Annotated in this window: 21 protein-coding genes; 9 read left to right on the top strand and 12 right to left on the bottom strand. The window is 59.3% G+C overall.

All coding sequences use genetic code 11. The features are described 5' to 3' along the window. Positions 1–18: 18 nt before the first annotated feature. From D0851_RS20945 to argA, 5 genes are all read left to right on the top strand, one after another. On the top strand, positions 19–2,661 hold the full coding sequence (locus D0851_RS20945; RefSeq protein WP_117618629.1) for a phosphomannomutase/phosphoglucomutase: 2,643 nt from the start codon (positions 19–21) through the stop codon (positions 2,659–2,661). 59 nt (positions 2,662–2,720) lie between these two features. Continuing rightward, on the top strand, positions 2,721–3,617 hold the full coding sequence (gene argB / locus D0851_RS10590; protein ID WP_117618628.1) for an acetylglutamate kinase: 897 nt from the start codon (positions 2,721–2,723) through the stop codon (positions 3,615–3,617). 24 nt (positions 3,618–3,641) lie between these two features. Beyond that, a complete protein-coding gene (locus D0851_RS10585; RefSeq protein ID WP_117618627.1) occupies positions 3,642–4,892 on the top strand; it encodes an acetylornithine deacetylase in 1,251 nt (416 codons plus the stop codon). 26 nt (positions 4,893–4,918) lie between these two features. Continuing rightward, the gene (gene argE / locus D0851_RS10580) at positions 4,919–6,088 is read left to right on the top strand and encodes an acetylornithine deacetylase (RefSeq protein WP_117618626.1); all 1,170 of its coding nucleotides are present in this window, start codon (positions 4,919–4,921) and stop codon (positions 6,086–6,088) included. 187 nt (positions 6,089–6,275) lie between these two features. Beyond that, a complete protein-coding gene (gene argA / locus D0851_RS10575; protein WP_117618625.1) occupies positions 6,276–7,583 on the top strand; it encodes an amino-acid N-acetyltransferase in 1,308 nt (435 codons plus the stop codon). Here argA and D0851_RS10570 read toward each other — a convergent pair. After that, positions 7,557–8,627 carry an aminopeptidase gene (locus D0851_RS10570; protein ID WP_117618624.1) on the bottom strand — a complete coding sequence of 357 codons (1,071 nt, stop codon included), beginning with the start codon at positions 8,625–8,627 and terminating at the stop codon, positions 7,557–7,559. The two genes, argA and D0851_RS10570, sit on opposite strands and share 27 nt — an antisense overlap. A 168-nt stretch (positions 8,628–8,795) precedes the next feature. Here D0851_RS10570 and D0851_RS10565 point away from each other — a divergent pair, with 168 nt between their 5' ends. Together D0851_RS10565 and D0851_RS10560 are read left to right on the top strand one after the other, a co-directional pair. Continuing rightward, positions 8,796–12,560 (top strand): DUF1631 family protein, encoded by a 3,765-nt coding sequence (locus D0851_RS10565; RefSeq protein ID WP_117618623.1) that lies wholly within the window; start codon positions 8,796–8,798, stop codon positions 12,558–12,560. A gap of 18 nt (positions 12,561–12,578) precedes the next feature. Beyond that, complete coding sequence (locus tag D0851_RS10560; RefSeq protein ID WP_117618622.1) at positions 12,579–13,445, top strand: phosphoribulokinase; 867 nt, start codon at positions 12,579–12,581, stop codon at positions 13,443–13,445. A gap of 13 nt (positions 13,446–13,458) precedes the next feature. Here D0851_RS10560 and D0851_RS10555 read toward each other — a convergent pair whose 3' ends face one another. From D0851_RS10555 to D0851_RS10545, 3 genes are all read right to left on the bottom strand, one after another. Beyond that, on the bottom strand, positions 13,459–14,304 hold the full coding sequence (locus D0851_RS10555; protein ID WP_117618621.1) for a pirin family protein: 846 nt from the start codon (positions 14,302–14,304) through the stop codon (positions 13,459–13,461). 136 nt (positions 14,305–14,440) lie between these two features. Next, complete coding sequence (speD, locus tag D0851_RS10550) at positions 14,441–15,235, bottom strand: adenosylmethionine decarboxylase (protein ID WP_117618620.1); 795 nt, start codon at positions 15,233–15,235, stop codon at positions 14,441–14,443. 260 nt (positions 15,236–15,495) lie between these two features. Further along, positions 15,496–15,918: an OsmC family protein gene (locus tag D0851_RS10545; RefSeq protein WP_117618619.1), complete on the bottom strand. Its 423-nt coding sequence runs from the start codon at positions 15,916–15,918 to the stop codon at positions 15,496–15,498. A gap of 264 nt (positions 15,919–16,182) precedes the next feature. On the opposite strand from D0851_RS10545, the gene crp reads away from it, so the two are divergent. Beyond that, positions 16,183–16,824: a cAMP-activated global transcriptional regulator CRP gene (gene crp / locus D0851_RS10540; protein WP_007153756.1), complete on the top strand. Its 642-nt coding sequence runs from the start codon at positions 16,183–16,185 to the stop codon at positions 16,822–16,824. A gap of 23 nt (positions 16,825–16,847) precedes the next feature. Here crp and modC read toward each other — a convergent pair whose 3' ends face one another. The 5 genes from modC to D0851_RS10510 form a co-directional block, all read right to left on the bottom strand. Continuing rightward, on the bottom strand, positions 16,848–17,921 hold the full coding sequence (gene modC, locus D0851_RS10535; RefSeq protein WP_117618618.1) for a molybdenum ABC transporter ATP-binding protein: 1,074 nt from the start codon (positions 17,919–17,921) through the stop codon (positions 16,848–16,850). Then, the gene (gene modB, locus D0851_RS10530; RefSeq protein WP_117618617.1) at positions 17,918–18,595 is read right to left on the bottom strand and encodes a molybdate ABC transporter permease subunit; all 678 of its coding nucleotides are present in this window, start codon (positions 18,593–18,595) and stop codon (positions 17,918–17,920) included. The genes modC and modB overlap by 4 nt, the downstream gene beginning before the upstream one ends. Positions 18,596–18,627: 32 nt before the next feature. Further along, positions 18,628–19,437 (bottom strand): molybdate ABC transporter substrate-binding protein, encoded by an 810-nt coding sequence (modA, locus tag D0851_RS10525; protein ID WP_117618616.1) that lies wholly within the window; start codon positions 19,435–19,437, stop codon positions 18,628–18,630. After that, on the bottom strand, positions 19,371–20,303 hold the full coding sequence (locus D0851_RS10520) for an alpha/beta hydrolase (RefSeq protein WP_117618615.1): 933 nt from the start codon (positions 20,301–20,303) through the stop codon (positions 19,371–19,373). Before D0851_RS10520 ends, modA begins: the two co-directional genes overlap by 67 nt. A 220-nt stretch (positions 20,304–20,523) precedes the next feature. Then, positions 20,524–21,261 carry a glutathione S-transferase family protein gene (locus tag D0851_RS10510; RefSeq protein ID WP_117618614.1) on the bottom strand — a complete coding sequence of 246 codons (738 nt, stop codon included), beginning with the start codon at positions 21,259–21,261 and terminating at the stop codon, positions 20,524–20,526. A gap of 144 nt (positions 21,262–21,405) precedes the next feature. On the opposite strand from D0851_RS10510, the gene D0851_RS10505 reads away from it, so the two are divergent. Beyond that, on the top strand, positions 21,406–22,380 hold the full coding sequence (locus D0851_RS10505) for an META domain-containing protein (RefSeq protein ID WP_227539258.1): 975 nt from the start codon (positions 21,406–21,408) through the stop codon (positions 22,378–22,380). Here D0851_RS10505 and D0851_RS10500 read toward each other — a convergent pair. The 3 genes from D0851_RS10500 to D0851_RS10490 all read right to left on the bottom strand — a co-directional run bounded on the left by D0851_RS10500 (position 22,356) and on the right by D0851_RS10490 (position 25,383). Further along, a complete protein-coding gene (locus D0851_RS10500) occupies positions 22,356–23,195 on the bottom strand; it encodes a substrate-binding periplasmic protein (RefSeq protein WP_117618612.1) in 840 nt (279 codons plus the stop codon). The genes D0851_RS10505 and D0851_RS10500 overlap by 25 nt on opposite strands. 84 nt (positions 23,196–23,279) lie before the next feature. Further along, entirely contained in the window at positions 23,280–24,338 is a 1,059-nt protein-coding gene (locus tag D0851_RS10495; protein ID WP_117618611.1) for a quaternary amine ABC transporter ATP-binding protein, read from the bottom strand. Positions 24,339–24,348: 10 nt separating this feature from the next. Further along, complete coding sequence (locus tag D0851_RS10490) at positions 24,349–25,383, bottom strand: ABC transporter permease (RefSeq protein WP_117618610.1); 1,035 nt, start codon at positions 25,381–25,383, stop codon at positions 24,349–24,351. Positions 25,384–25,429: the final 46 nt, after the last annotated feature.

The raw sequence follows: 25,429 nt of genomic DNA, 5'->3' as shown, positions 1-25,429 counted from the left end.
ATAATTGCAGGATGGACTATGAAGCTGGGTAAGAAGAAGGCTACCGACGCGTCCGTTGATGAAAAGCCGGCAAGAAAAACGGAGAAAAAGGAGAAAGGCAAGGCTGCGGGGCCGAAACTCAAGCGGCTCAGTTCGGTGGCGGTGACGCAATCAGTTATCGTGGTTCTGGCGGGTGTGATCGCGGCGGCATTGGTTCATTTTCTGGTGGTCCAGCCCTCTGCCACGGATCGCTTTACCTCGCTGAAGACGCTGGAAGCCGACGGGGCAGCCCTGCGCCTGAATCAATACTTCGATCAGTTACAAAAGAGCGTTAATGGCCTCGCCACGCAACCGCATGTGATCCAGGCTGTCATTGGCAGAAACGAAATTGCCGAAACCGAAGTGGCGTTGGCGGATTCCCTGCCCGGAATCGAAGCCGTACATCTGTTTCCCTATCGCATGGTTCCCCGTACCGCAAACGGTGACGGGTTGCTGGGCTTTTCGGGCCTGGAACTTGCCCGGCGAGCCGAGACAGGCCAGAGGTTGTATCCGGATGCGTTCCCCCGGGATAACCGGTGGTTTGTTCAGATGGCGACACCGGTTCGTAACCCCAGGAGCAGTGCCATTGTCGGAAGCCTTCTGATGATCTTCGACATCGGCCAGATTCAGCCGTTGCTGACGGTGGTCAACTCAGATCTCGGTGGCAAGTTGGCCCTGATTCAGACAGTGTCCGGGGCATCCCGCACGCTGGTCAGTAACGGCAGTGGGTCCGGCAATAGCGAATCCCGTACGCTTATTAACCCGGACTGGACGGTGGCCTACACTCCGGCGAAAGCGCCGGCGGCTCCGGTCAGCAGCGTGATGATCGTAACGCTCGTGGGTGTCCCCGTGTTGCTTGCGGCCATAATTGTCTGGGTGCTGCTCGGTGGTGCCCAGAAGGGTCTGCGTCAGGATGTGACGGCCCTGATTCAGTGGGCCCACAAGGTGTTTGGCGGTGAGCGGGTCAAGCTCCCGGCATTTCGCTGGGACATGGTGGCGTCCACGGGTGAAGTGCTTTATCGGCTGTCCCAGGTTGTCGACAAACGGGTCGGAAAGGCCGGCGAAGCCGCGAAGCCCAAGCCCGCCAAAGCTGGAAAATCGGGCTCCGGAGCATCGCACAGTGCCGACGAGCCGTTGTTTCAGGACAAAGATATGCCGGATATCGATATGCTGGACGGCGATGAGGATGTTCTGGGCTTTGGCAGCGGCGACGATACCGCCTTTGGCTCTGACGACACCCCCGAAGTTGAGGAGGTGGCTCTGCCGCAGGTGGACATTTCCCGGGATATTTTCCGTGCCTACGACATACGGGGCATTGTCGGTGACACGCTGACGGCGGATATTGTCCAGGTCATTGGCCGTGCCATTGGTTCGCAAGCCCGGGAGCGTGGCGTCGGTAGCTTGTGTATCGGTTACGACGGCCGCCATTCAAGCCCGGATCTTGCCGATGCGCTTGCCCGGGGCGTCATGGCGGCTGGCTGCGACGTGATTCACGTGGGTGCCGTGCCTACTCCGGTGCTCTATTTTGCCACTCATGAGCTTCAGACCGGCTCGGGCGTGATGGTGACAGGAAGCCACAATCCGGCTAACTACAATGGCCTGAAAATCATGCTGGGCGGGGAAGCCCTGTCTGGTGAGGCGATACAAAAACTGTATCAGCGTATTCAGACCGGCGACTTCGCCAGCGGTCAGGGCAGCCAGTCCTCAGAGGATGTGCGTCGTGCCTACCTGGACCGGATTGTCGGTGACATCGCGGTGGCCGCGCCGCTCAAGGTGGTGGTGGATGCCGGTAACGGCATCGCCGGTGAGCTCGGGCCCATTCTGATTGAAGAGCTGGGCTGCGAGGTGGTTCCGCTGTATTGCGATGTGGACGGGGACTTCCCGAATCACCATCCGGATCCCGGTAAGCCGGCGAACCTGGTGGATCTGATCGCCCGGGTGAAATCGGAAGGGGCCGATATCGGGCTGGCCTTCGACGGTGATGGCGACCGTATCGGTGTGGTGACCAATTCCGGCAAGATCATCTGGCCGGACCGCCTGATGATGCTGTTTGCCCGGGATGTGGTGTCCCGGAATCCCGGTGCCGACGTGCTCTATGACGTGAAGTGCAGCCGCAGGCTGGCGGGTGTGATTTCCGAAGCCGGCGGCCGGCCGATCATGTGGAAATCCGGCCATTCGCTGATGAAAGCCAAAATGAAAGAGACCGGTGCCCTGCTGGCCGGTGAAATGAGCGGCCATATCTTCTTCGGGGAACGCTGGTACGGTTTCGATGACGGCCTCTACTCGGCCGCTCGCTTGCTTGAAATTCTGGGTATCGAAGACCGTCACAGTGATGAAGTCTTCGAGGAATTTCCGGAAGATGTCAGTACCCCCGAGCTGAATGTCGAGGTGACGGAGAGCACCAAGTTCGAGATTATTGCGCGTCTCGGTGAAGCGGGAGACTTTGGTGACGGCAACATCAGTACCATTGACGGCATTCGGGTGGATTACGCCGACGGCTGGGGCTTGTGCCGGGCATCGAATACCACGCCGGTTCTGGTCCTGCGCTTTGAGGCAGAGACCGAGGACGCCCTCGAACGCATCAAGGCTGTCTTCCGGGAACAGCTGCGGAAGGCGGCGCCGGATCTGGTGGCAGACTTCTGAACAACTTCCCCGGCGGGTTTTCGCAGGTCATTTTAACTCAGGATTAGCAAGGCATACACATGACGCTGGATCGTGAAACAGCAATGCAGGTGGCTTCGGTACTCAGCCGGGGCTTGCCCTATATTCAAAGATTTACCGGCAAGACCGTTGTTATCAAGTACGGCGGCAACGCCATGGAGAACGAGGACCTGAAGAGCAGCTTCGCCCGTGACGTGGTGCTGATGAAACTGGTGGGCATCAACCCGATAGTGGTTCACGGTGGCGGCCCCCAGATCGGGGAGCTGCTGGAGCGCCTGAATATTCAATCCCGGTTTGTCAACGGCATGCGGGTTACCGATGCTGAAACCATGGATGTGGTGGAAATGGTGCTCGGGGGGCAGGTGAACAAGGAAATTGTCTCGCTGATTAATGCTCAAGGTGGTACCGCATTGGGCCTCACCGGAAAGGATGCCAACCTGATCCGGGCGCGGAAGCTTGAAGTTGTTAACCGTTCTCCGGAACTGGAACGCCCGGAAATCATCGATATCGGTCATGTGGGCGAGGTTGCCAGTGTCAACGTGGATGTTATCGATATGCTCACCCGCAGCAATGTGATTCCGGTGATCGCGCCCATCGGGGTGGGGCCGGACGGTGCTTCCTACAACATTAACGCGGACCTGGTAGCCGGCAAGGTGGCGGAAGCCATGAAGGCCGAGAAGCTGATATTGCTTACCAATGTGTCCGGGCTGAAGAGCAAGGACGATAAGGTGCTGACCGGGCTGACGGCAAAACAGGTCAATGAGCTCATTGAGGATGGCACCATCCACGGGGGAATGCTGCCGAAGATCCGGTGTGCCCTGAGTGCGGTGGAGAATGGCGTGCGCACGGCCCATATTATCGACGGCAGGGTCGCCCATGCCTGCCTGCTGGAAATCTTCACCGATGAGGGTGTCGGCACCCTGATTTCCCGTAACTGACGGCACCCGGCAAGGAGTTCCCGGATGAGGCGCCTGTTAACGACGCTGGTAATACTGGTCCTGGTCGGCTTTGCCGCGTTCAAGGCGGGCGTCTGGTGGCTGGCAGACCAGCGCATGGCGGACGCACGGCAGGCGCTGGAGCAATACGGCGTACTGCACCGGGGCGGTATCAGTTCCGGTATTGAGGGGCGCCTGGTTCTCAATGGCGCCAGCTGGCAGGATTTTGAACTGACCCAGCCCCTGAACATAGCCCGTGCTGAGTTTGATGCCGGCTCTCCGGTCAACCTGCTGACTGGCCTCGCCGACCCCTCCCGAATGCTGCCGCAGTGGTCTGTGAGACTGGATGGTCTGAGTCTGACCCTGGACCCCACCATGTTGCGCAGCTGGGTGACTGCGGAGGGTGTGAACAGCGAAGGCGAGCAGGCCCTGTTTGTTCTCTCCTGTGCTCCGGATCCCCGTCAGCAGCTTGGAAGCGGGGATCTTATCCGGATGGGGATTACCGGCCTGGCTGGCGAAGCCTTTCTGCAACAGGATCCCGACCGTATCCATGCCGAGCTTAATACCATCAGCACTGGTAGCCTGGAACTGGACTGGCCAGCGGCCAGAGTCCGTTTGCAGGACGGAGAAGTCACGGTATCAAGCGGCACGGAGCCTCTGCAGCTGACCCTGCGGGATGCTGGCCTGATGCGCCGCATCGCCGCCTATTGCGCCCGTGAGGCAGGCGTTAAGCCCGATGAATGGGCCAGGCGTTCACTGGACGCCCTTGTAGCGGGGCTGGAAGCCCGGGGGCTGGAGCCAAGTGGTCAGTTGAAGGCACTGTATCGGCAGTGGTTACTGGAAGGTGGTGAGCTTACGGTGAGTCTCCGGCCCGGCGACGCCTTGTTCGGTATCCCGGTCAGAACTGAAGAGGTGGAGCAGACCGGTCGTGGCTGGCCAGTGCGCTATAATGGCGCGGGGGTCCCTGATGTTTATCTCACGGAAACCCAACCAGTGATGGCGGAAACGTCAGACGTCGCCGTAGCACCTGTCGTGCCGCGGGAAAACACCGGCGTCGAAGGCTGGTATGTGGCTGATATGGCGAATGCGGACCAGTGGATTGATCATAAGGTCAGGGTGACGCTCTCCAACGACAAGGTTGTGGACGGCCGTCTGGTAAGTGTCAGCGAAAAGGAACTTGAGGTGGCCCGGCTGGTTGCGGGCGGAGAAGTCGCCTACCCGATGCTGATCCGGGTCATTACCAACTTTGAAGTGTGGCGGCGCGGCCGTGCACAATGAGTCCATTGGGAATCTGAGAGGAAACTATGTCGCAGTCCGATAGCAATACCTCAGCGGTGCCGGGCATTCGTGACATGCTTGCCCGCCTGGTATCCCTGCCGTCCATCAGCAGTGCCTCAGCGGAGTGGGATCATAGCAACGAACCGGTGGTACGAACCCTGGCTGAGTGGCTGGAAGCTCTTGGGTTTTCCGTGGAGATCCTGCCAGTGCCGGGCACGCCCGGCAAGTTCAACCTGATTGCAACTCTGGGCAGTGGCCCGGGTGGTCTGGTGCTGTCCGGGCACACGGATACGGTGCCCTTCGACGACAAGCGTTGGCAGAGTGATCCCTTCACCCTGACCGAGCGGGACAATCGCTGGTACGGCCTGGGGACCTGTGACATGAAAGGCTTCTTTCCGCTGGCAATCGAAGCAGCCCGGGCCTTTGCCGCTGAGGACCTGAAGCAGCCGCTGATCATTCTGGCGACCGCCGACGAGGAAAGCTCCATGAACGGTGCCCGGGCCCTGGCAGAAGCCGGCAAGCCCAGGGCCCGCTACGCGGTCATCGGCGAACCCACCAGCCTGAGGCCTGTGCGCATGCACAAGGGCATCATGATGGAGCGCCTGAAGTTTGAGGGCCAGTCCGGCCACTCCTCGAATCCGGCCCTGGGCCGAAATGCCCTGGAAGGGATGCACGAAGCCATGACCGAGCTGCTGGCTCTCCGGTCAACATGGCAGGCACAGTACCGGAACCCCAACTTCGAGGTTCAGGTGCCGACTCTGAACCTCGGCTGCATCCACGGCGGTGATAACCCCAACCGCATCTGCGCCCAGTGCGAGCTGCATTTTGATCTGCGTCCGCTGCCGGGCATGAATATGGAAACCCTGCGCCAGGCAATCCTCAGCAAGGTCCAGCCGGTGGCCGAACGCCGTGAATTGTCCATGGTGTTCGAACCCCTGTTCGACGGTGTCCCGCCGTTTGAGACCCCTGCCGATGCCGCCCTGGTCAAAGCCTGCGAGCAGTTGACCGGCCACACGGCCCATGCCGTTGCCTTTGCCACCGAAGCCCCCTGGCTGCAGAAACTGGGCCTGGAAACCCTGGTTATGGGGCCTGGTTCCATCGATCAGGCGCACCAGCCAGACGAATATATCGAGCTTTCCCAGCTGGCGCCGACGGTGAGAGTACTACAAGGGCTTATCCGGCAGTTTTGCCTTTAGCTCGGAGTCCGGGTCAAATAGGGGGCTGAACACTGTCGGGGGCCCGCTCCAAAACACGCCCGTGAATACGTCCCTGTAGGGCTCGGTCGCGCCATCCCTGGCGCTCCACGGTTCTGGAGCGGGCCCCCGACAGTGTTCGTCAGACTGATCTGCAGGCCGCCCAAAGAAAACGATTGGAGTACTCGCATTGAAATCAAACGACTGGCTGCATGGATTCCGCCACTCATCCCCCTACATCAATGCTCATCGCGGCCACACGGTGGTGCTGACCATTCCCGGGGATGCCATTGCGCATGAGAATTTCATCAACATTGTTCATGACATCGCTTTGCTGAGCAGCCTCGGCGTTCGGCTGGTCGTTGCCTTCGGCGCCCGTCCGCAGATCCAGGCGCGCCTGGATGGTGCCGGTGTGGAGTCGTCGTTTGCCCGGAGTCTGCGGATTACGCCCGAGAATCATCTGGGCATGGTGATGGAGGCGATCGGTGGCCTGAGGGCCTATCTGGAGAGCCACTTGTCCATGGGGCTGGTGAATTCCCCCATGCATAATGCCCGCATCCGGGTTTCCAGTGGCAATTATGTGGCCGCCAAGCCGGTGGGCGTGCTGGACGGTATTGATTTCGGCCATACCGGCAGGGTTCGCCGGGTCGATGTCGCCGGTATCGAGAAATTGCTGGAGCTGGGGCACATTGTGCTGTTACCGCCGATGGGCTACTCGCCCACCGGGGACACTTTCAACCTCTCCTACGAGGATGTTGGCAGCCAGGTGGCGGCCGCGCTGCAGGCCGAGAAACTGATTGTGTTTATTGATGATCCCGGCTTGCAGGAAGAGGATGGCACCCTGATTCGGGAGCTGTCGGCGCGCCAGGCGTCCGAGCGGCTTGCTGCCGGTGCCGTGACCGGTCACGATGCCGACCTGCTCAGAGCCGCCTGTGATGCCTGTGTGAAGGGCGTGCGACGGGCGCACATTATCAGTTATGTGGACGACGGCGCGCTGCTGGAGGAACTGTTTACCCGGGACGGTTCCGGCACCCTGGTCAGTGGTGATCACTATGAGCAGTTCCGCCAGGCCAGGGTGGAAGACATTGGCGGCATTCTGGAGCTGATCCAGCCGCTGGAAGAACAGGGCATTCTGGTGCGCCGCTCCCGGGAAATGCTGGAAACCGAAATCGACCGGTTTGTGGTGGCCGAGCGCGACGGCACTATCGTGGGCTGTGCTGCCCTCTATAGTTACCCGGATGAGGGCGCCGGTGAGTTGTCCTGCTTTGCGGTAGATCCGACCTACCGCCGGGCCGGGCGGGGCGATGAGATTCTGGCGATGGTTGAGAAACTGGCCAGGGGCCAGGGTATCCGGAAGCTGTTTGTACTCACCACCCAGACCGAGCACTGGTTCCGGGAACGTGGCTTCCAGCCGTCAACCGTGCAGGCGTTGCCCGGGCCCAAGCTGGCTTCCTACAACACCCAGCGGAACTCAAAGGTGTTCTTTAAACCGCTCTGACAAGTCAGTGAGCAGTTCTGACCGTTGAGGCTCGGGTTTCTGTGATAATTCGTCGACTGCGCGGTAGAAACCGGCGAAGTCGTAGCCGGTTTCCCGGAGCAGCTGGCGGAACGCCGGCACATGCTGGTTGTACTGCCGGAACAGAGCGAGGTTGGCATTGTTAAGGGTCACCGGCGCCGGGCCGAATGGACCTGGTTCCGGCCAGTCTTCTGAGATCTGTTGGTAGGCCTGCGCCAGTTGCTCCAGCAAGTCTGCCTTACGGGCCCGTAGCTGGTCATCGGGCACACTTCCCTGCTGTTCGTAGAGCGCTTGCAGTCGGCTACTGAAGGCCTGAACCAGGGCCAGGGTCTGGTTCCGGTGCGAAAGGCGCTCCAGCGCCTGCCGGAATTGGGCGGGTTTGCCCTGTTCGGACAACCAGAGTCTCAGCCCTTCCAGTTCCACGGCAGTGGCGAAGCTTTCGTTAAAGGCCGTGTCACCGGGGATGTACACCACCCGGTGGGCCATTTCATGAAACATCAGGGCGACCATCCGATCCTCCGGTAAATGGGTAAAGCCCGTGTGGAGGGGGTCATCGAACCAGCCCAGGGTGGAATAGGCGGTTACCCCGCCGATGAAGGTGTCGAAACCCCGGGCGTGGAACAGGACCTGCTCCTGTTGCGCATCTTTCAGGCGGAAATACCCCCGGTAGGCCTGGCAGCCGAGGATCGGGTAACACCAGCTATGGGGCTCCAGCGAGAACTCCGGCGCGGCCACGAGGTTGACCACCACCCAGGAGCGTTCAAGGTCCACGTATTCACGGAACGCATCCCCGACAGGCAGGGCAAGCCGCTGGGCAGCAAATTCCCGGGCCTGCCGGGAGACGGCGAGTTTGTCCCGGAGCCCTGCCGGAGTGCTGTCGTCAGCGATAACCGCTTCCACCGGTTCCCCTGAGACCATCAGGGAAATATGACCACTGACCGCCTGGGAATAGTAGCCAATGGCCGTACACCCGTTAAGCAGTGTTACCAGTAGCAAAAGTGGATAGATCTGACTAAGCTGTTTCATGGGTCAGGATGTTATAGTGTGTTGGTTTGCCTGTGGGGGCCAGGTCGCTATAGTACTGTCAGGGTTCCCATAGTAGCAGGTGGCATCCGCCGCCGTTTCAGGGACGTGAGTCGGTGTCGGACCGTGGGTCCGGCGATTACTCCGGCTTAGCGAGATATCAGGTAGTTCATGGATCCAAGAGAACGTCGTAGCAGCCCCCGCCAACCCATCAAGCTTGCTGCCCAGATTGATCTGGGAACCGGTGAGGCCTGGCCGTGTCAGATTTCAGATTTCTGTCCGGAAGGCCTGTTTGTTCGCTATTCCGACGAAACCTCTCGCAAGCTTGACCGGGCCTTTGCGTCCGGTACACCACTGGAGTTGATCGTGCGTTTCCGCGGCCTGGATGGTGCTCGCCGCCATGAGCTGCACGTCGCCATCGTCCGGCGTATTGATGGGGCGATGGGGGTGAACTTTACCCGGCCAAACCCGGAAGCCGTGGATGCCATGCTGCAGCAATGCGGCAGCTCCCGGAATCAGGACCGCTCCTCCCTGCATGCCCCCAGTGACAGGGTCCAGTTTGTTTTGCACCAGTCTGCCAAAGCGGTCATTCAGTTTATTGAGCCGCTGATGGATGCCTGTTTTGTGCAAATGGTCGCGGGGCTCAGGCAGGCTGCCCGGAAAGCCCCGAATGATCAGCAGGCCAATGAATACATGGATGCATCGGGCCAGATCCAGGCCCGTCAGCGCGTCATGTGGCACCAGATGGCGCGTAGCCTGGAATCTCCCCTCAAACCGGCGCCCAGAGGCTTTCCCGGTTCAGAACTGTCAGTGGTAGACAAGGGCGAATTCGAGGACTGGCTGACCATCCGGGTGATGGTCACCAAGGCGGATACCCAGTATCGGGGCGAGCTGCTCCAGCTGAAGCTGCGCCTCGACAACCTGGGTATTGCCAACGCCACCGGGCATCACAACCCCCTCGGGCCGTCACTGGTTTGTGAGGCTTTCCATAGTGGGCTGAACCAGCTCAAGGCCTCCCGTGAGGTAGAAAAAGTCTGCCTGCGGGTTTTTGAACAGGCTGTTCTGCAACAGCTGGGGCCTCTTTACAAGGAACTGAACAATATCCTGATTCGTCACGGAGTCCTGCCGGATCTGGATCTGAGCAAGTACTTGAGCGAACAGGGCGGTGTTAAGTCCGATGAAAAACCGGCGCAGGCCAGGCCGGCACCGCCGCGTGCGGAAGAAAAACCGGCCACTGCCCCGGAGCCGGAACCGGAAAAGGCCGCTGCCTCCGAAAACGCTGCCCGCCGCAAACCCGGTATGCCCGGTGGCGACTTCCGGGGCTACGCCCAGGCGGCGCAAACCGCCTTCGCGACCGTACGGAACCTGCTCAATACGCTGACCGCAAGCCGTGTGGCGCGGGGTGATCCGGAACCTGTGCCATTCCAGCCCAACGCCCGCCCGCTATCGTCCGGAGAACTGCAGCGTGAGCTGCAGCAACTGCAGGCACAGCCGCTGGATTCCGGGGACGAAATGGCGCCGCTCAGGGAGCGGGTTGTCGAGAAGGTCAGGGAAAGTGGTGATAACCGGCTGAACGAGGAGCAGCAGGGCACACTGGATGTGGTTGACCGGTTTTTCCGTTCAGTGGTGGAAAGCCCCAAACTCAGTGACTATGCCCAGCAGCGTATGCGGCAACTGGAAGTGCCGGTGCTCAAGGTGGTCATGCGGGATCCCGCGTTTTTCGACGACCAGGACAGCCCCGTTCGTGGCGTAATGAATCGTCTGGCCCAGTTGGGGGTCAAGGGGGGGCGGATTAATCCCGTGGTCCAGCGTCGGGTGGATGAGCTTGTTCACCGCATTACCACCGATTTCGAGCAGGACACCGGAGTGTTCGAGCAAACCGTTCAGGAGCTGGATACCCTGATTGACCGCCAGAATCTGGTGTATCGCAGAAATGTCGAGCGGGTGACAGCCGCCGCAGAGGGCGCCCAGAAGGTTGCCGAATCAAAGAAGGCCGTGACCGATGTCCTGAATCAGAAGCTGGGTGGGCGCAAGGTGCCGAAGGCTGTGCTGAGTCTGCTGGACGGTGGCTGGCGGGATTTGCTCTCGCTGACCTGGATTCGTCAGGGCCCGGACAGCCAGCTGTGGCAGGATTACCTGGCAGTGATCGATTCCCTGCTTTCGTTTGCCGCCGATCCCAACAGCGCCATCAATCTGCCAGAGCTGTTGCGGGTGATCCAGGACGGTCTCGCCTCCATTTCCAGCAATCACATGCCGTCCTCCCAGATCCGGGACGAGCTCAAGCAGTTTCTGGTTCGCAGCCCGGATAAATCGCCCGAGCTGGTGGAGATCCCGCCGGCAAAGCCGGACCAGAGCGATACCAGGAAATTATCTGACCGCGAACAACGCAGCCTGCAGCGCTGGATCAACCGTGCCCAGCAACTGCGCACAGGGGACTGGCTCCGGGATCAGGAAAAACCGGAGGAACCGCAGTATATCCGGCTGGTCTGGATTGCCCGCGGATTCAGTCGTTTTGTGTTTGTGAATCACCAGGGTATGCGGGTGGTGGAACTGGAGCTTGACGCTTTGGCCCGGCATATGCGCAAAGGCATCATTGTGCCGGACAGCCAGTATGAGCGGCCCCTGGTGGATGAGAGTATCGACCGGATGGTGCGCAAGGTTTATGACCAGCTGTCATGGGCCTCCACCCACGATGAGCTGACGAGGCTTCTGGGCCGCCGTGAATTCGAACGCATGCTGGATCAGCAGCTGGCCAGAAGGGAAGATGAGCGGTCCCTGGTGCGGCTGGATCTTCGCCGTTTCCGTCTGCTTAACGACACGGCGGGCTACCAGGCCGGTGATGAAACCCTGAAACGGGTCGCTGACCTTCTTCGCAGCCATGTGGGCGACGGCATGCCCGTGGCCCGGCTTGCAGGGAACGAGTTTGCCATGCTGGTGCCCTCGGAAAGTGCCAGCGAGGCGGCGGAAAACCTCATTCAGGCTATCGAGGAAGCCGAGTTTACCTTCGGCGGCCGGGTTTACCGGCTTTCCGCCAATATCGGTGTGGTGCCTACGCTGCCGGCGCTGGTGAGTGCCGAACGCTGGTTACGGGCCTCGGAACAGGCGTTGGCCGGGTCCCGGCAGCAGGGCCATGGCAAGGTTTCGGAATATGCCCTGGGCGCCGAAGACCAGGCCCGCCAGGAGCAGATTGCCGCCAAGGTGGCCAGCCTCAGTAATCTGAATGAAGAGCGCATGCTGTTGCGATGCCAGAAAATCATACCCCTGCACGCTAATGCATCCATGGCGGCCCAGTACGAAGTGCTGATCAGCATGTACGATGACGAGGGCAACCTGATTACCGGCCGGGACTTTGTCCGTATGGCCGAGCGTTACGACCGCATGCAGGCGGTGGACCGCTGGGTAGTCGGACACATGCTCGACTGGCTCAGGGAGAAGGCCCCGGACCCGCGGCATTTTGGCGGTGTGTGTATCAACCTTTCCGGCTACTCCCTGAATGATCAGACACTGCTGGAGTTTATCTATGAGAAGCTGAGCGAGAAGGATGCTCCTATCGAGCGGCTCTGGTTTGAGCTCACCGAGGCCTCCGCCATTAACGATGTCCAGTCGGTGGCGGATTTCATCCTGGAAATGAAGGAACTCGGATGCCGGTTCTGCCTCGGTAACTTTGGCAGTGGCCCCAGTTCCTTCGAGTTCATGCGTTCATTGCCGGTGGATTTGATCAAGATTGACAATGCCTTTACCGGCCAGCTGTCGACCAGCGAAACCGACCGCGCGATGGTACGCTCTATGGTGGATATGGCCCATTACATGAAGCGGGAGGTGATCGCTTCCCGGGTCGAATCGCGGGATGTACTGGATATGCTCCGTCAGTTGGGTGTGGATTACGCCCAGGGCTTTGTGGTCGAAAAGCCCCGTTTGCTCGACAGCCTCACCTGATTCCGGCAGGCTGCCCCTATGTCAAAACGCCACCCGATTATCGCTGTTACCGGCTCATCCGGGGCAGGTACCACCACCACCGGCCAGATTTTCAGCCGGATGTTTGCCAGTGAAGGCCTGAATGCGGCCATGGTCAGTGGTGACAGCTTTCACCGCTACAACCGGGAGCAGATGGCCCGGCTGGCGGCCAAGGGGCAGTTTGGCGAGCGGAACCACTTTGCCCTTGCGGCCAATCACATCGACAAGCTGGAAGCGCTGTTCTACGACTACGGTCACACCGGTAATGGTCGTTACCGACAGTATGTGCACGATGAAGACCGCAAACTGGTGGCGGCCGGCCACAAACCCGGAACCTTTACGCCCTGGGGGCCATTACCTGCGGATACGGACCTGTTGTTTTATGAGGGCCTGCATGGCGGCGTGGTCAGCGAAACCTGCAACATTGCCCAGTATGTGGACCTGCTGATCGGGGTGGTGCCCATCGTCAATCTCGAGTGGATCCAGAAGATCCACCGGGACACCCATAAGCGCGGATACAGTCAGGACGCGGTTGTGGAGACCATCATCAACCGCATGGACGATTACGTTCACGACATCGTGCCACAGTTTTCCCACACCCATATCAACTTCCAGCGCATTCCGCTGGTGGATACTTCCAATCCCTTCGTGGTCCGGGACGTACCCACCGAAGATGAGAGCATGTTGGTGATCCGGTTCCGGGATCCCTCGGAAGTCGAGTTTCCGTATCTGCTGCAGGTGATTTCCGGCAGTAGCCTGTCACGCCACGATACTCTGGTGATTCCGGGCACAAAAATGCCGCTGGCCATGGACCTGATTGTCAGGCCTATGGTCCAGCGGCTGATGGCCCGAAAGCCGTTCGCCTGAGCGCCGACGGCTGTTAAGCGGTCAGGCGGCCATCCCGGTAATCACGAAGCGCCTGCTCAATTTCTTCCCGGGTGTTCATCACGAACGGACCATACTGAACCACTGGCTCACCGATGGGCTTGCCGGCAATCAGCAGCAGGCGTGCACCCGCGGTTCCGGCATGGAGATGGATCCCGTCCCCGTCACCGAGGATGTTGGCGGCACTGCGCTGCAGGTCCGCGTCACCGAGACGGGCGTCCCCCTCGTACAGGTACAGCATGCCGTTGTGAGTCTCCGGAACCGGCAGGGTAAGGCTGCCGCCGGAAGCCAGGTGAATGTCAGCGTACACCGGTTGGGTGCTGCGGTCGGGCATCGCCCCGCGATGGGATTGGCCATCGACCACCATTGCCCCGGCGATCAGCTTCACCGTGCCACCTTCAAAGCCGATCTCCGGGATCTCTTCGGGCTGGATGTCACGGTAACCGGCCTCAGTCATCTTTTCCGCGGCGGGCAGGTTCAGCCAGAGCTGGAAGCCGCGCATCACGCCTTGCTCCTGCTGGGGCATCTCCGAATGAATAATGCCACGGCCAGCGGTCATCCACTGCACGCCGCCGTTGTGCAGATTGCCACGGTTACCGAGATGATCCTCGTGGAGCATGTGCCCCTCGATCATGTAGGTCACGGTCTCAAATCCGCGATGGGGATGGGACGGAAAGCCGGCAATGTAGTCTGCCGCCTCGGCTGAGCCGAACTCGTCCAGCATCAGGAAAGGGTCCAGGCGAACATTTTGCCGCTGGCCAATAGAGCGTTTGATACGCACACCGGCACCGTCGGATGTTTCCAGTGCGGGAATAATCTGTTTCAGGGAGCGCAGGGTCATGGTGTCCTCCTCTCGTTTGCCCTGGTGACTATTTAATCGGGAGGAGAGGCGAGTATAAAACGCAGAAATCTGGCGGGTGACATCAAAAAAACTGAAGGACCGGTGGCGCCCTGTTCAGGACGCTACCGGTGAACACTTATTCCACGTTTCGGGAATAGAAAATCTCCAGCATTTCGCGGCGCAGGCGATCCTCAATGGACTGGGCTTCCCGTGGCTCAAGGTCACTGGCATTGACACCGAACACATAGTTATCAAGGTTGAAATTCTTCAGCATCATCTTGGTGTGGAACAGGTTTTCCTGGTACACATTCACATCGATCATCTGATACGCATTCTGGGTATCTTCGGTCAGATAGTTCTGGATCGAGTTGATGTCGTGATCGATGTAGTGTTTGGTGCCGTCCACGTCGCGGGTGAAGCCGCGGACACGGTAATCCACGGTGACCACATCGGAATCAAAGCTGTGGATCAGGTAGTTCAGCACCTTTAGCGGCGAAATCAGGCCGCAGGTGGACACGTCGATGTCTGCCCGGAACGTGCTTACGCCATCGTGGGGATGGCTTTCCGGGTAGGTGTGAACAGTGACATGGCTCTTGTCCAGGTGCGCCACAATGGTATCCGGCAGCGGGCCCGGAGATTCTTCGTTGTCGGGCTCTTCGCCACCGGTGAGTTCATGCTCGGCGATCAGCATGGTAACCGACGCGCCGTGAGGCTCATAATCCTGGCGTGCAATATTGAGGATATTGGCACCGATGATCTTGACCACGTCAGACAGGATCTGGGTAAGGCGCTCGGCGTTATACATTTCATCGATGTAGTCGATGTACGCTTCACGTTGTTCTTCGGTCTGCGCATAACAGATGTCGTAGATGTTAAAGCTCAGGGATTTGGTCAGGTTGTTAAAACCGTGCAGCTGGAGTTTTGATTCCATGCTCAGCCCCTCCGGATCGTGGAGATGAATGACTGCAGAGCTGCTGTTAGATGCTCTGCCGAGGCCGCCACCGACTACTGACCGGGTTGTTCACCTTTTGCGCAGACCGGCGGAGAGGGTGCGTATTATGCACACCGCAAGTGGCGTTGAATAGTATGTGCAATGACATTTTAGCATCCGTAACTTCCCATGCATCCGGCCTGCGGAGAATGGGCCGTAGAGGACCCTGAGCCGGATTTCCGGGGCTCCGGCCTGCCGGGCTATTGGGCCTCGCGGATTTCGTAACTGTGGGTAATTGCAACACCGGCCTTTTCGAGCATGATGGACGCCGAGCAATACTTCTCGGCCGAGAGGCTGACTGCCCGCTTGACCAGGTTTTCCTTCAACTGGCTACCGGTGACCACGAAGTGCAGGTGAATCCGGGTGAAGACCGCGGGAACTGCATCGGCCCGCTCCGCTTCGAGCTCGGCATGGCAGGCCGTCACGTCCTGTCGGCTTTTGTTGAGAATGCTCATGACATCGAAGGACGAGCAGCCACCCAGCCCCATCAGCAGCATCTCCATCGGGCGGGGGCCCAGATTCTGGCCACCATGATCGGGCGGGCCATCGAGCTGAACACTGTGGCCACTGCCACTGGTAACTTTGAAACTGGCGTTGCCGGTCCAGTCGACAGTTGCTTTCATGGGGTGTTTCTCCGTTGTGATTGCAGTTGGCCGGTGTTACACGCAGCGCTGATGTCGATCCTATGAGGCCGGATGCTAGCACAACCCGCGAGAGGGAGCAGCCGGGCCCGGATACATGTTGTATACTCTTTCCGGTTGCCCGCAACAGGCCTTCTTGTTATAAGTTGCGCAGTTTTGCAAGAAAAAAGAACGAACCGGCACGGAAAGCCGGGTGAATAACAAACAATGGGACCCGCCAGTATCTGAGGAGGCACGACTCGCATTATGGCCACTATCGTCAAGCCGGTTGAGCAGAAAACCAAGCATCTGGATTACTTCCTGTCACAGTGCCATCGTCGGCGCTATCCAGCCAAGAGTACGATCATTTACGCCGGGGACAAGAGTGACTCCCTGTTTTACATCGTCAAAGGCTCGGTAACCGTTATCATTGAAGATGACGACGGCCGCGAGATGATCATGGCCTATCTTAACGCCGGTGATTTTTTCGGTGAGATGGGCTTGTTCGACAACATGGATTCCCGCAGTGCCTGGGTGAAGGCCAAGACCGAATGCGAAGTGGCCGAAATCAGCTATACCAAGTTCCGGGAGATTGCCCAGCAGGATCCCCGGGTACTGTACTTCATTGGCGAGCAGATGGCCTCCCGGCTGCGCCAGACCACTCGCAAGGTGGGTGACCTGGCGTTCCTGGATGTCACCGGCCGTGTGGCGAGGACATTGCTCGACCTGTGCAAGGAACCCGATGCCATGACCCATCCGGATGGCATGCAGATCAAGATCACCCGCCAGGAAATTGGTCGCATTGTTGGCTGTTCCCGGGAGATGGTCGGTCGGGTCCTGAAAACCCTCGAAGATCAGGGGCTGGTGCGGGTCAAGGGCAAGACCATGGTGGTTTACGGAACCCGCTAAGGCAAACAGCGTCTCGTGGTGATTCAGTCGACAATCGCCACGGACTTGATCTGCATCCAGACGCTCCTTCCGGCCTCCAGATCTAACTGATGCAGTGACCGGGTTGTCAGGCGTGCCAGAAAAGGCGTCTGCCCCGCCAGAAGACGAACCATCGACGTGCCCGGTGTTACCTCCCGGGCAATTTCGTCAATGACTGCCGGTACCAGATTCTGAATGCTCTGATCCGGGTGCGCCGCCAGTGCGATACTGATGTCCCGCGCCAGAACCTGCACTCGTACCGGGTTTCCTGGCGATAGCCCGTCATGCAGGCGCAGCCACAACTCACCACCATCGAATCCCGCCCGGCATAGATGCCAGTCAGGTTCAACCTGCTCAACGGTTGCGTTGAGAATCACGCCGGCATCCGCTTCAAGGCCGAATGGCTGGTCGGTCCGTGCCAGGGTTTCCTGAAGCGGCCCTTCGGCGATGACCCGGCCGTTGTCCATCATCACGATGTGATCTGCAAGGCGTGCGACTTCCGCGGTTGAATGGGATACATAGATCACCGGAATGGCGAGGCTCCCCCGCAGGTTCTCAAGATAAGGCATGATCTCCTGCTTGCTGGGCTGGTCCAGCGCTGACAGGGGCTCGTCCATCAGCAGCAGCCGGGGGCTGGTCAGCAGGGCCCGGGCAATGGCGACCCGCTGGCGTTCACCGCCGGAAAGTTTTGCCGGCATCCGGTTCAGCAGAGGCGTGAGCCCGAGCCAGTTTACCGCCTGATCGAAATGGATCCGGCGCTCAGCCGGAGGAATACGCCGGTAGCCATAGTTCAGGTTGCCGCGCACAGACAGGTGAGGAAACAGGCTGGTTTCCTGGAACACATAGGCCAGTGGACGCAGGTGCGTGGGCCGGGAGCCCGAGCTGTCCTGCCAGCAGTCGCCCGCGACATTCAGGTAACCCTCTGAGGTCTGTAGCCCGGCAATGCATCGCAACAGGGTGGTCTTGCCGCAGCCGGAGTGGCCAAACAGGGCGGTGACCCCTCCGGCGGGCAAAGACAGATCCACAGACAGCTGAAAGCTCTCCAAACGGCACTGGAAGCGGGCCTGGATGGGGCTCATCGGACCACCCCGGGGTACCGCCGGTTGTTCAGGGAGTAAAGGCTGACCAGTACCACGAAGGAGAACAACAGCATGCCGGCGGACAGCCAGTGAGCCTGGGTGTACTCCAGGGCTTCCACATGGTCGAAAATGGCAACCGAGAGCACTTTGGTTTCACCGGGAATGTTGCCGCCAATCATAAGGACCACGCCAAATTCGCCAATGGTGTGGGCAAAGGTGAGCACGGCCGCCGTCAGAAAGCCCGGGCGCGCCAGCGGTATGACCACCGAGAAGAAGCGATCCCGGGGCGAGGCCCTGAGCGTGGCCGCGACTTCCAGCAGGTTGTCGTTGATGGTCAGGAAGGCATTCTGCAGTGGCTGCACGGTGAAGGGCAGCGAATAGATGACTGAAGCCACCACCAGGCCTTCGAAGGTAAACGGCAGCAGACCAATGCCCAGGCTCTCCGTCAGCTGACCAATAGCGCCGTCGGGGCCCAGCAGTATCAGCAGATAAAAGCCAAGCACCGTCGGCGGCAAAACCAGTGGCAGGGCCACAAGGGCTGCGATCGGCTGGCGCGACCAGTGACGGCTGCGGGCGAGCCACCAGGCAATGGGCGTGCCGATTATGAGCAACAAGGCGGTGGTGATGCCGGCAAGTTTCAGGGTCAGCCAGACGGCCTGCCATTCCGGGCTCATGGATGCTCCGTTCGGTGAATCGGGTGGCCGACTCAGTCTGTCGGCATGGGTTCCGTATCGTAGCCGTCTTTTTCAATAATTGCCCGGGCCTCTTTGCTCTGGAGGAACGCAAGAAAGGCGGCCGCTCCCGCATTGTCTTTGCCACGCTTGAGTAGCTGAGCCTGTTGGGTAATCGGGCTGTGGAGGGACTGAGGCACCAGCCAAACTGACCCTCCCGGCTTGTTCCATGCACGGACCTGCGCCAGCGCCACAAAGCCGGCGCCGGCGTTGCCGGTTGCCACGAACTGAAAGGTCTGTGCGATGGAGTCGCCACTGACCAGCCTGGGCCGGACGGCTTCTGACAGATTCAGGTGATCGAACACTTCCATTGCGGCTATGCCGTAGGGGGCTGTCCTGGGGTTACCAATAGCGATCCGGGGGCCAGATGCCGAGGCCAGGAACGATTCCGGGTCAGAGAAAAGATTGTCTTCCCGGCTCCAGAGCACCAGCCGCCCTCTGGCGTAGGTGAAGCGCGTGCCCGCAACGCCGTCGCCTTCACGTTCCAGGCGTTCCGGCCGGGCCTGGTCGGCAGCAAGGAAAACATCGAACGGCGCGCCGTGACGAACCTGAGCATAAAGCTTGCCGGTTGAGCCATAGCTCGCACGGACCCTGTGCCCGGTCTGTTGCTCAAACCGGGGGATCAGTTTCTCCATGGTGCCGGTAAAATTGGCCGCGACCGCGGCGGTGACCATCGCTGCCTGGCTGCCTGCGGATGCCATTGTGAGCGAGAGGGCGATCAGGCCGGCACAGAGGCCTCTGAGTAGCGGGTGTTGACCGGAGTGCACTGCAAAATATGCTGCCATACTTCCCCTGAGTTGGTTTCATTGAGCATTTCATGACGGCCACCCTCGAACAGCCGGAGTGTGACCGTTTCAACGCCTGCCTCGCGAATGGCCTGAAAGTGGTGCCGGATGCCCTGGCCCATTTCTCCGACCGGATCTTCCGTGCCCGCAAACAGATGAACCGGCAGGTCTTTGCGCCACAGCGCCGGGTTGATGGACAGCATACCCTCAACGAAATCATGCCACAGCCCCGTCGTGCATTCGAACCCGCAAAGCGGATCGGCCAGGTATTTGTCCACTTGCTCCGGGTCGCGGCTCAGCCAGTCGCAGTCCGTGCGGTTGGGGCGGAACTGTTTATTGAACTTACCGAAGGTCATCCTGGCAATGGTCGCGCTGCGATGGCGTCGGCCGCGAAACAGCCTGATCAGGCCGATCAGGAATCCTGAGGCCAGAAGCCCGGGGCGGTGAATGCGGTTGGTGGCGCTGAGGATCAGGGTGTCCACTGCGTCGCCATGGCGCTGGACGCAACTCTGGGCGATGAACGAGCCCATGCTGTGGCCGAACAGGATCAGGGGCTTGCCCGGATATTGGTCCCGGGCAAAGCGGATTATCTGGTGCAGGTCTTCGACGACTTTGGGCCAGCCATTCTGATCGCTGTAATGACCCAGCTGCTCAGGTGTGCAGGTTGGGCCGTGGCCGCGGTGATCAAAGCTAACAACGGCGATGCCGTGATGGCACAGCCACTCGGCGAAACCGGCATATCGGCCGGCATGCTCCGCCATACCGTGGGAGATAACCAGGACTGCCCGGGGATGGCCAGGGGAAAACACAGTGCCGGAAACAATGTGGCCGTCAGCTGCGTTCAGCTTTAGTGGGAGTTTGTTCATCGTGCCTTCCCGGGTCCTTGTTATTCCTGTACGTTGCCGGGCGTTGCCACTCCGGCGGTTTCCATAAATGCTGGAGGTGAGACAATAATCTGCCTGGCTGTGCCATGTCGCGGAACAGGTCCACGTATTCGTGAGTCCAGAGCACAATCAGGTTAGTGGAATGCACCGGTCGGGTAATGCCGTACTCCGGGGCTCTCCGTTCATCCAGTGCCAGTTTGCCTTAACGGTTACCAGCGTAAATTTTCTCCAGTGTCTGGAGTTGAGGTTGCCACTGGTCCAGCCAGGCTTTGATGTCTTTCGGAATACGCCCCGGTTTGGGCCAGGGCACCGGGTATTCCGGGGGCTGGAACAGGGGTGCAAACAGCGCTGCGGCGGTCAGATCGGCCCGGGAAAAACGGTCGCCGACCAGAAACGCCTGTTGGCTGTATATGCCGGCCAGTTCGTTGAGCAGACCCTCCATGACCTGCCGGGACTTCCCAGCGGTTTTCTCGTTGATCTTCATCCATTGGCGCATGACTTCGTCAACCCGGCTGAAGGTCAGGCTCAGCAGTATCCGGTTATAGAACGGTGTACCGGCGGCCAGCATGGGCACAACGATTTTCGGGCGCTGGAGAAAGTGGTGGTAGGAGTAACAGCGAATGGCGGGCCCGGCCTCTTCATCCAGCCGATGCTCCCAGGCCAGCGCCTGCTTCCGCAATTCCGGATCATCCGGCGTTAGCGACCGTTCAGGAAAGGTCTCATCGAGATAGTCCAGAATCCGGGCCGAGCCCTGAACGATCTGCCCATCGTGGTCGAGCACCGGAACTGACGACGCCTTGCCCGTCAGTGTTCGTACGGTTTTTATATGCTGGCCGGGCAGCAGGTTGACGGTTTCATAGTTGAGCCCTTTAAAATCGAGGGCCCAGCGGATTTTCTCGCAGTAATGGGAAATGGCAAATTGGTAGAGTTTCAGCGCCATGGGTTGTCTCCTGAATCCGGCCCTTTAGCATAATGTCGGCGGCGCCGTATAAGAAGCCCTGCCTCGCGATTCCTTGGCGTTGGCCTTCGCGACCGTTGGGTTTTAAACTGTGCGTCTGTATTCATGTCTTCAAGGGAACTGACCATGTACTCAGGACGAGTTTTGATGCTGTCTGTCGTCACTGCCTCCGGACTTGCCGCCACTGCCTGCTCTTCCTTGCCCGAAGGCAGTAAGCGTGCTTCCGGGGTTTACTCGTGCGGGCAGCTCGAGATCGGGGTATCCGGCACTGAGGATAGCAAGCTGATCAGCGTAGACTATCTCGATCGGCGCATTTTGCTGAAGCCAGCGGAGAGTGCATCCGGTGCTCTGTATGTTGCTCCGGGAGATGAAACGACCCGTTTCTGGAACAAGGGTGAGAGAGCAACCCTGACCATACAGGGGCAGACCTATCCCGAATGTCTGCCTCCGGGTGGCCTGGAGATGCCTTTCGAGGCCAGGGGCAACGAACCTTTCTGGCATGTGACGATTGAGGGTCAGGAGCTTTTGCTGACGAGGCCCTACGAAGAGGAAAGGACCCGACGCATTCCGGTGGCGCTGCAGACCGCCAACCGGCACGGCCGGGAATTTGTTGCAACGCTGGATGATCTGTCAATTACTCTGACCGTTGCCCAGCAGCTCTGTGAGGACAGCATGTCGGGCGCCCAGTATCCGGCGCAGGTGCGCCTCGCCGTCAATGGCGGGGAGTTCAGTGGCTGTGGTGGCGATCCGCAACGCCTGTTCAGAGGTGCTGAATGGGTCGTGGAGAATCTCGCGGGCAGCGGAATCATTGATCGTTCGCAAATCACGATCGAGTTTCTTGAGGATAACCGGATTGCCGGCCGGTCCTCGTGTAACCGCTACACAGGCAGCTACAAGCTTGGCGGTGAAGGGATTGCCTTCGGACCGATGGCGATAACCCGGATGGCGTGTGCGCCCGTTCTGATGCGACAGGAGGATCGTTTTCTCAATCTGCTGGGGAGAGTCGCCTCAGCGAAAATCGGGCGAAAAGGGGAGTTGCGTCTGTCCACGCCGGAAGGCGATACGATTCGGGCTTTTCACTCCGGCCATGTAAGCCCGTAGCGGGCCATAATCTGCTCTATCCGCCCGGATTTCTTCAGGGCTCGTGTCCCTTCTGAAAGAAGGTCACTGAGCTCTTCTGAGTCCTGGTTCCCCGGAGAGAACGCGATGTAGATCGGGGCTTGGTGTATCACATCAGTCATCCGCAGGGCTATAGGGTTCCCCTGCTGCTGCAGTGCCAACTCCATGACCTCGCGGTCTTCCGGGAAAACATCCGAACGGTGTTTGTCCAGTAATTCGATTGCCCGGCTGAGGGGAGCCGGTCCGGACAGTATCCAGACCTTTCCGGGATCATCCTGATGTTCTGCAATGTAGGCATCAAGCTCGGGTGAATAGGAATAGCCGTTGATGGCCAGCAGGGTCAGATCGCTGAGAGAGTCTGTGCCTCTGTAATTCCAGGCGTTATCCGGATGGGTATACAGGGCCGTCGCCGTGTGGCCGGTAGCCTCCTCCGGGAAGACAAAATCCGGTACATCGCCGTGTAAGGCCCCGACAACACCATCAATGTACCCGTCACGGGCCTGCTGAATCGCCCGGGCCCAGCTCATATTGACGTACTCGACATCGACTCCGGCCAGCGCAAAGACTTCCCTGGCGATATCAACCATGTAACCCTCACGGTCTGAGCCGGCTTCACAGTTGTGGGGGCACCACGGATCTGCGCCAATAATGATCTTCTGGCGGGGTTGCGTTGCGCGGGCCGCCGGGGAAGTTTCACTCGCCTTTGCAGCCACTTCCGGAACCAGTGTTGATGGGTCCTCTGACTGTGAGCAGGCGACCAGGATGAGCGTAAAACACAGAACCAGGGCTCTTGACATGGTTGGAAAGCCGGTGTGCCGAAGGGGGTCGGCTTTACCTTGATCATAGACCCTGGCAGCGGTTTTGTAACCCTGCGGCGGCGTTCAGGCTGCGCTTTTACTCCGGTCTTCTGAGGCCGGGGTCGGTACCAGTGCAAGGGCGAGGTCTTTCATGTGCAGGGTGCCTACATGCTCCTGGTCCCGCATTACCCGGTAATTCAGAGACATATCGCCGCCGGATTTCAGGAGCACCGACTCCAGATTATCTTTCTCCGAGATGTCGCCAGCATAGGTGGCTTCACGGGAATCTGGCGGGCCCATCACTGAACGTACCCTGAGAACCCGTGCCCGGTTAATATCACTGATGAAGTCGACAATATACGGATCGCCCGGGTTGATCAGTATCTCCTGTGGATCACCTTGCTGGACGATTTCACCGTCCTTGAGAATTACCAGGTGGTCGGCCAGTTTCAGGGCTTCATCCAGATCGTGGGTGATGAACACGATGGTTTTTTTCAGCTCTTCCTGCAGTGCCAGCAGCAGGTCCTGCATGTCTGAACGGATCAGTGGGTCCAGCGCTGAAAAAGCTTCGTCCATCAGCATGATCGGTGCGTCGGAAACCAGCGCCCGGGCAATGCCCACGCGCTGTTGCATGCCGCCAGACAACTGGTGCGGATACTGGTATTCGTTACCTTCAAGGCCAACCCGGGCCAGCCATTTCCTGGCATCGGCTTCGAAGTCCGATGTGGTGTAGCCGCGGATATCCTTGGCCATCCCCGCGTTCTCCAGAACGGTCTTGTGGGGAAGCAGGGCGAATTTCTGGAATACCATGGACATGCGCTCCCGTCGGAGCTGACGAAGCTGTTCTTCGCTAAAGTTCATGATGTCCTCACCGTCGACCCGGATCTCGCCAGCGGTTGGATCAATCAGGCGGTTCAGGTGCCGGATCAGAGTCGATTTCCCGGAACCCGAGAGCCCCATGATCACGGTGATTTCGCCATCGTGCATATCCACATTGATGTCCCTCAGGCCAAGAACGTGTTTCTGCTGCTCCAGCAGATCGGCCTTGTTCATGCCCTGGCGAACATACTCAAGCGCCACATCCGGAGTGGGGCCGAAGATCTTGAACAGGTTTCTTATCGAAATCTTGATGTCTTTTGCCATGGGTCTTTCCTCACTGCTTCTGCGAAACGTTGATACGTGCCAGTGATGCCTTGGTTACCCGGTCGAGAATGACCGCCAGGATCACGATGCCCAGGCCGGATACCAGACCAACGCCCAGTTCCAGATTACGTATGCCACGCAGAACCAGCACCCCAAGCCCGGGCGCGGACACCAGGGAGGCGATAACAACCATGGCAAGGCTCATCATGATGGTCTGGTTCACACCCGCCATGATGTTGGGCAGGGCCAGCGGAATCTGGACCTTGTAGAGCTTTTGTCGGGGCGTCATGCCGAAGGCGTCGGCAGCTTCAATGACGTCCTTATCAACCAGCCGTATACCGAGATTGGTCAGCCGGATCACGGGAACGATGGCGTAGAGGATGATCGCGATGCCGTAGAGTTTTGATTCGGTGACACTGAACAGGAAAATCAGTGGGATCAGGTACACGAATGGCGGCAGCGTCTGCAGCATGTCCAGCACCGGTATGATCAGTCGCTGGAGTGTATTGCTTCGGGCCATGGCAATGCCGACCGGCACCCCGAGCAGCACACAGAGAAAAGCGCTGACAAGAATAATCGCCAGGGTTTGCATGGCGTAGTCGTAATGATCAATAAACGCCAGAAGCACGATGCTGCCCCCGACAAAAAGCATCAACTTCCAGGATTTGGTCACCACATAAACAACCGCCAGCAACAGTGGAATAATAATCCACCAGGGCGTGCTGAGCATGGCGTAAAGCGCGCCATCGAGGAACCAGCTGAGTGGCTGGGTCAGTGGGTCGAGCACCAGGCTTAGGCTGTCCTTCACCGCCAGAAAACCCTGCTCAAGCCCCTTGGTCAGTTCCCGGGATTGGGGGAAGGCGGAACAGGACTCGTTCAGTGCATCCATGGATGGGAACGGCAGTTCCCAAAGCGATGTTGGTTCGGCGCTTTCTCCCCTGGTTTTGTTCAGCAAATCGGCCATCGACATGGGGCCGTTGTTTGTGCCTTCCGAGCACCATTTTTTTAGGCCTAATGATGAAAACAGGGAATCGTAGGTTGCCATGGGCGGTCAGTCTCTCCTGCGCGCGTCTGAAATCAGATCGGTTCTC

This window comes from Marinobacter sp. Arc7-DN-1 (genome assembly GCF_003441595.1).
GTDB lineage: Bacteria > Pseudomonadota > Gammaproteobacteria > Pseudomonadales > Oleiphilaceae > Marinobacter > Marinobacter metalliresistant.
The sequence above is the reverse complement of the archived record's forward strand: the minus strand, read 5'-3'. Positions and strand labels throughout refer to the sequence as shown.

What these genes read in the sequence shown, in the direction of transcription:
- D0851_RS20945 (WP_117618629.1), top strand. Translation starts at nt 19, where the DNA reads ATGAAGCTGGGTAAGAAGAAGGCTACCGACGCGTCCGTTGATGAAAAG.
- argB (WP_117618628.1), top strand. Translation starts at nt 2,721, where the DNA reads ATGACGCTGGATCGTGAAACAGCAATGCAGGTGGCTTCGGTACTCAGC.
- D0851_RS10585 (WP_117618627.1), top strand. Translation starts at nt 3,642, where the DNA reads ATGAGGCGCCTGTTAACGACGCTGGTAATACTGGTCCTGGTCGGCTTT.
- argE (WP_117618626.1), top strand. Translation starts at nt 4,919, where the DNA reads ATGTCGCAGTCCGATAGCAATACCTCAGCGGTGCCGGGCATTCGTGAC.
- D0851_RS10570 (WP_117618624.1), bottom strand. Translation starts at nt 8,627, where the DNA reads ATGAAACAGCTTAGTCAGATCTATCCACTTTTGCTACTGGTAACACTG.
- D0851_RS10565 (WP_117618623.1), top strand. Translation starts at nt 8,796, where the DNA reads ATGGATCCAAGAGAACGTCGTAGCAGCCCCCGCCAACCCATCAAGCTT.
- D0851_RS10560 (WP_117618622.1), top strand. Translation starts at nt 12,579, where the DNA reads ATGTCAAAACGCCACCCGATTATCGCTGTTACCGGCTCATCCGGGGCA.
- D0851_RS10555 (WP_117618621.1), bottom strand. Translation starts at nt 14,304, where the DNA reads ATGACCCTGCGCTCCCTGAAACAGATTATTCCCGCACTGGAAACATCC.
- speD (WP_117618620.1), bottom strand. Translation starts at nt 15,235, where the DNA reads ATGGAATCAAAACTCCAGCTGCACGGTTTTAACAACCTGACCAAATCC.
- D0851_RS10545 (WP_117618619.1), bottom strand. Translation starts at nt 15,918, where the DNA reads ATGAAAGCAACTGTCGACTGGACCGGCAACGCCAGTTTCAAAGTTACC.
- crp (WP_007153756.1), top strand. Translation starts at nt 16,183, where the DNA reads ATGGCCACTATCGTCAAGCCGGTTGAGCAGAAAACCAAGCATCTGGAT.
- modC (WP_117618618.1), bottom strand. Translation starts at nt 17,921, where the DNA reads ATGAGCCCCATCCAGGCCCGCTTCCAGTGCCGTTTGGAGAGCTTTCAG.
- modB (WP_117618617.1), bottom strand. Translation starts at nt 18,595, where the DNA reads ATGAGCCCGGAATGGCAGGCCGTCTGGCTGACCCTGAAACTTGCCGGC.
- modA (WP_117618616.1), bottom strand. Translation starts at nt 19,437, where the DNA reads ATGGCAGCATATTTTGCAGTGCACTCCGGTCAACACCCGCTACTCAGA.
- D0851_RS10520 (WP_117618615.1), bottom strand. Translation starts at nt 20,303, where the DNA reads ATGAACAAACTCCCACTAAAGCTGAACGCAGCTGACGGCCACATTGTT.
- D0851_RS10510 (WP_117618614.1), bottom strand. Translation starts at nt 21,261, where the DNA reads ATGGCGCTGAAACTCTACCAATTTGCCATTTCCCATTACTGCGAGAAA.
- D0851_RS10505 (WP_227539258.1), top strand. Translation starts at nt 21,406, where the DNA reads ATGTACTCAGGACGAGTTTTGATGCTGTCTGTCGTCACTGCCTCCGGA.
- D0851_RS10500 (WP_117618612.1), bottom strand. Translation starts at nt 23,195, where the DNA reads ATGTCAAGAGCCCTGGTTCTGTGTTTTACGCTCATCCTGGTCGCCTGC.
- D0851_RS10495 (WP_117618611.1), bottom strand. Translation starts at nt 24,338, where the DNA reads ATGGCAAAAGACATCAAGATTTCGATAAGAAACCTGTTCAAGATCTTC.
- D0851_RS10490 (WP_117618610.1), bottom strand. Translation starts at nt 25,383, where the DNA reads ATGGCAACCTACGATTCCCTGTTTTCATCATTAGGCCTAAAAAAATGG.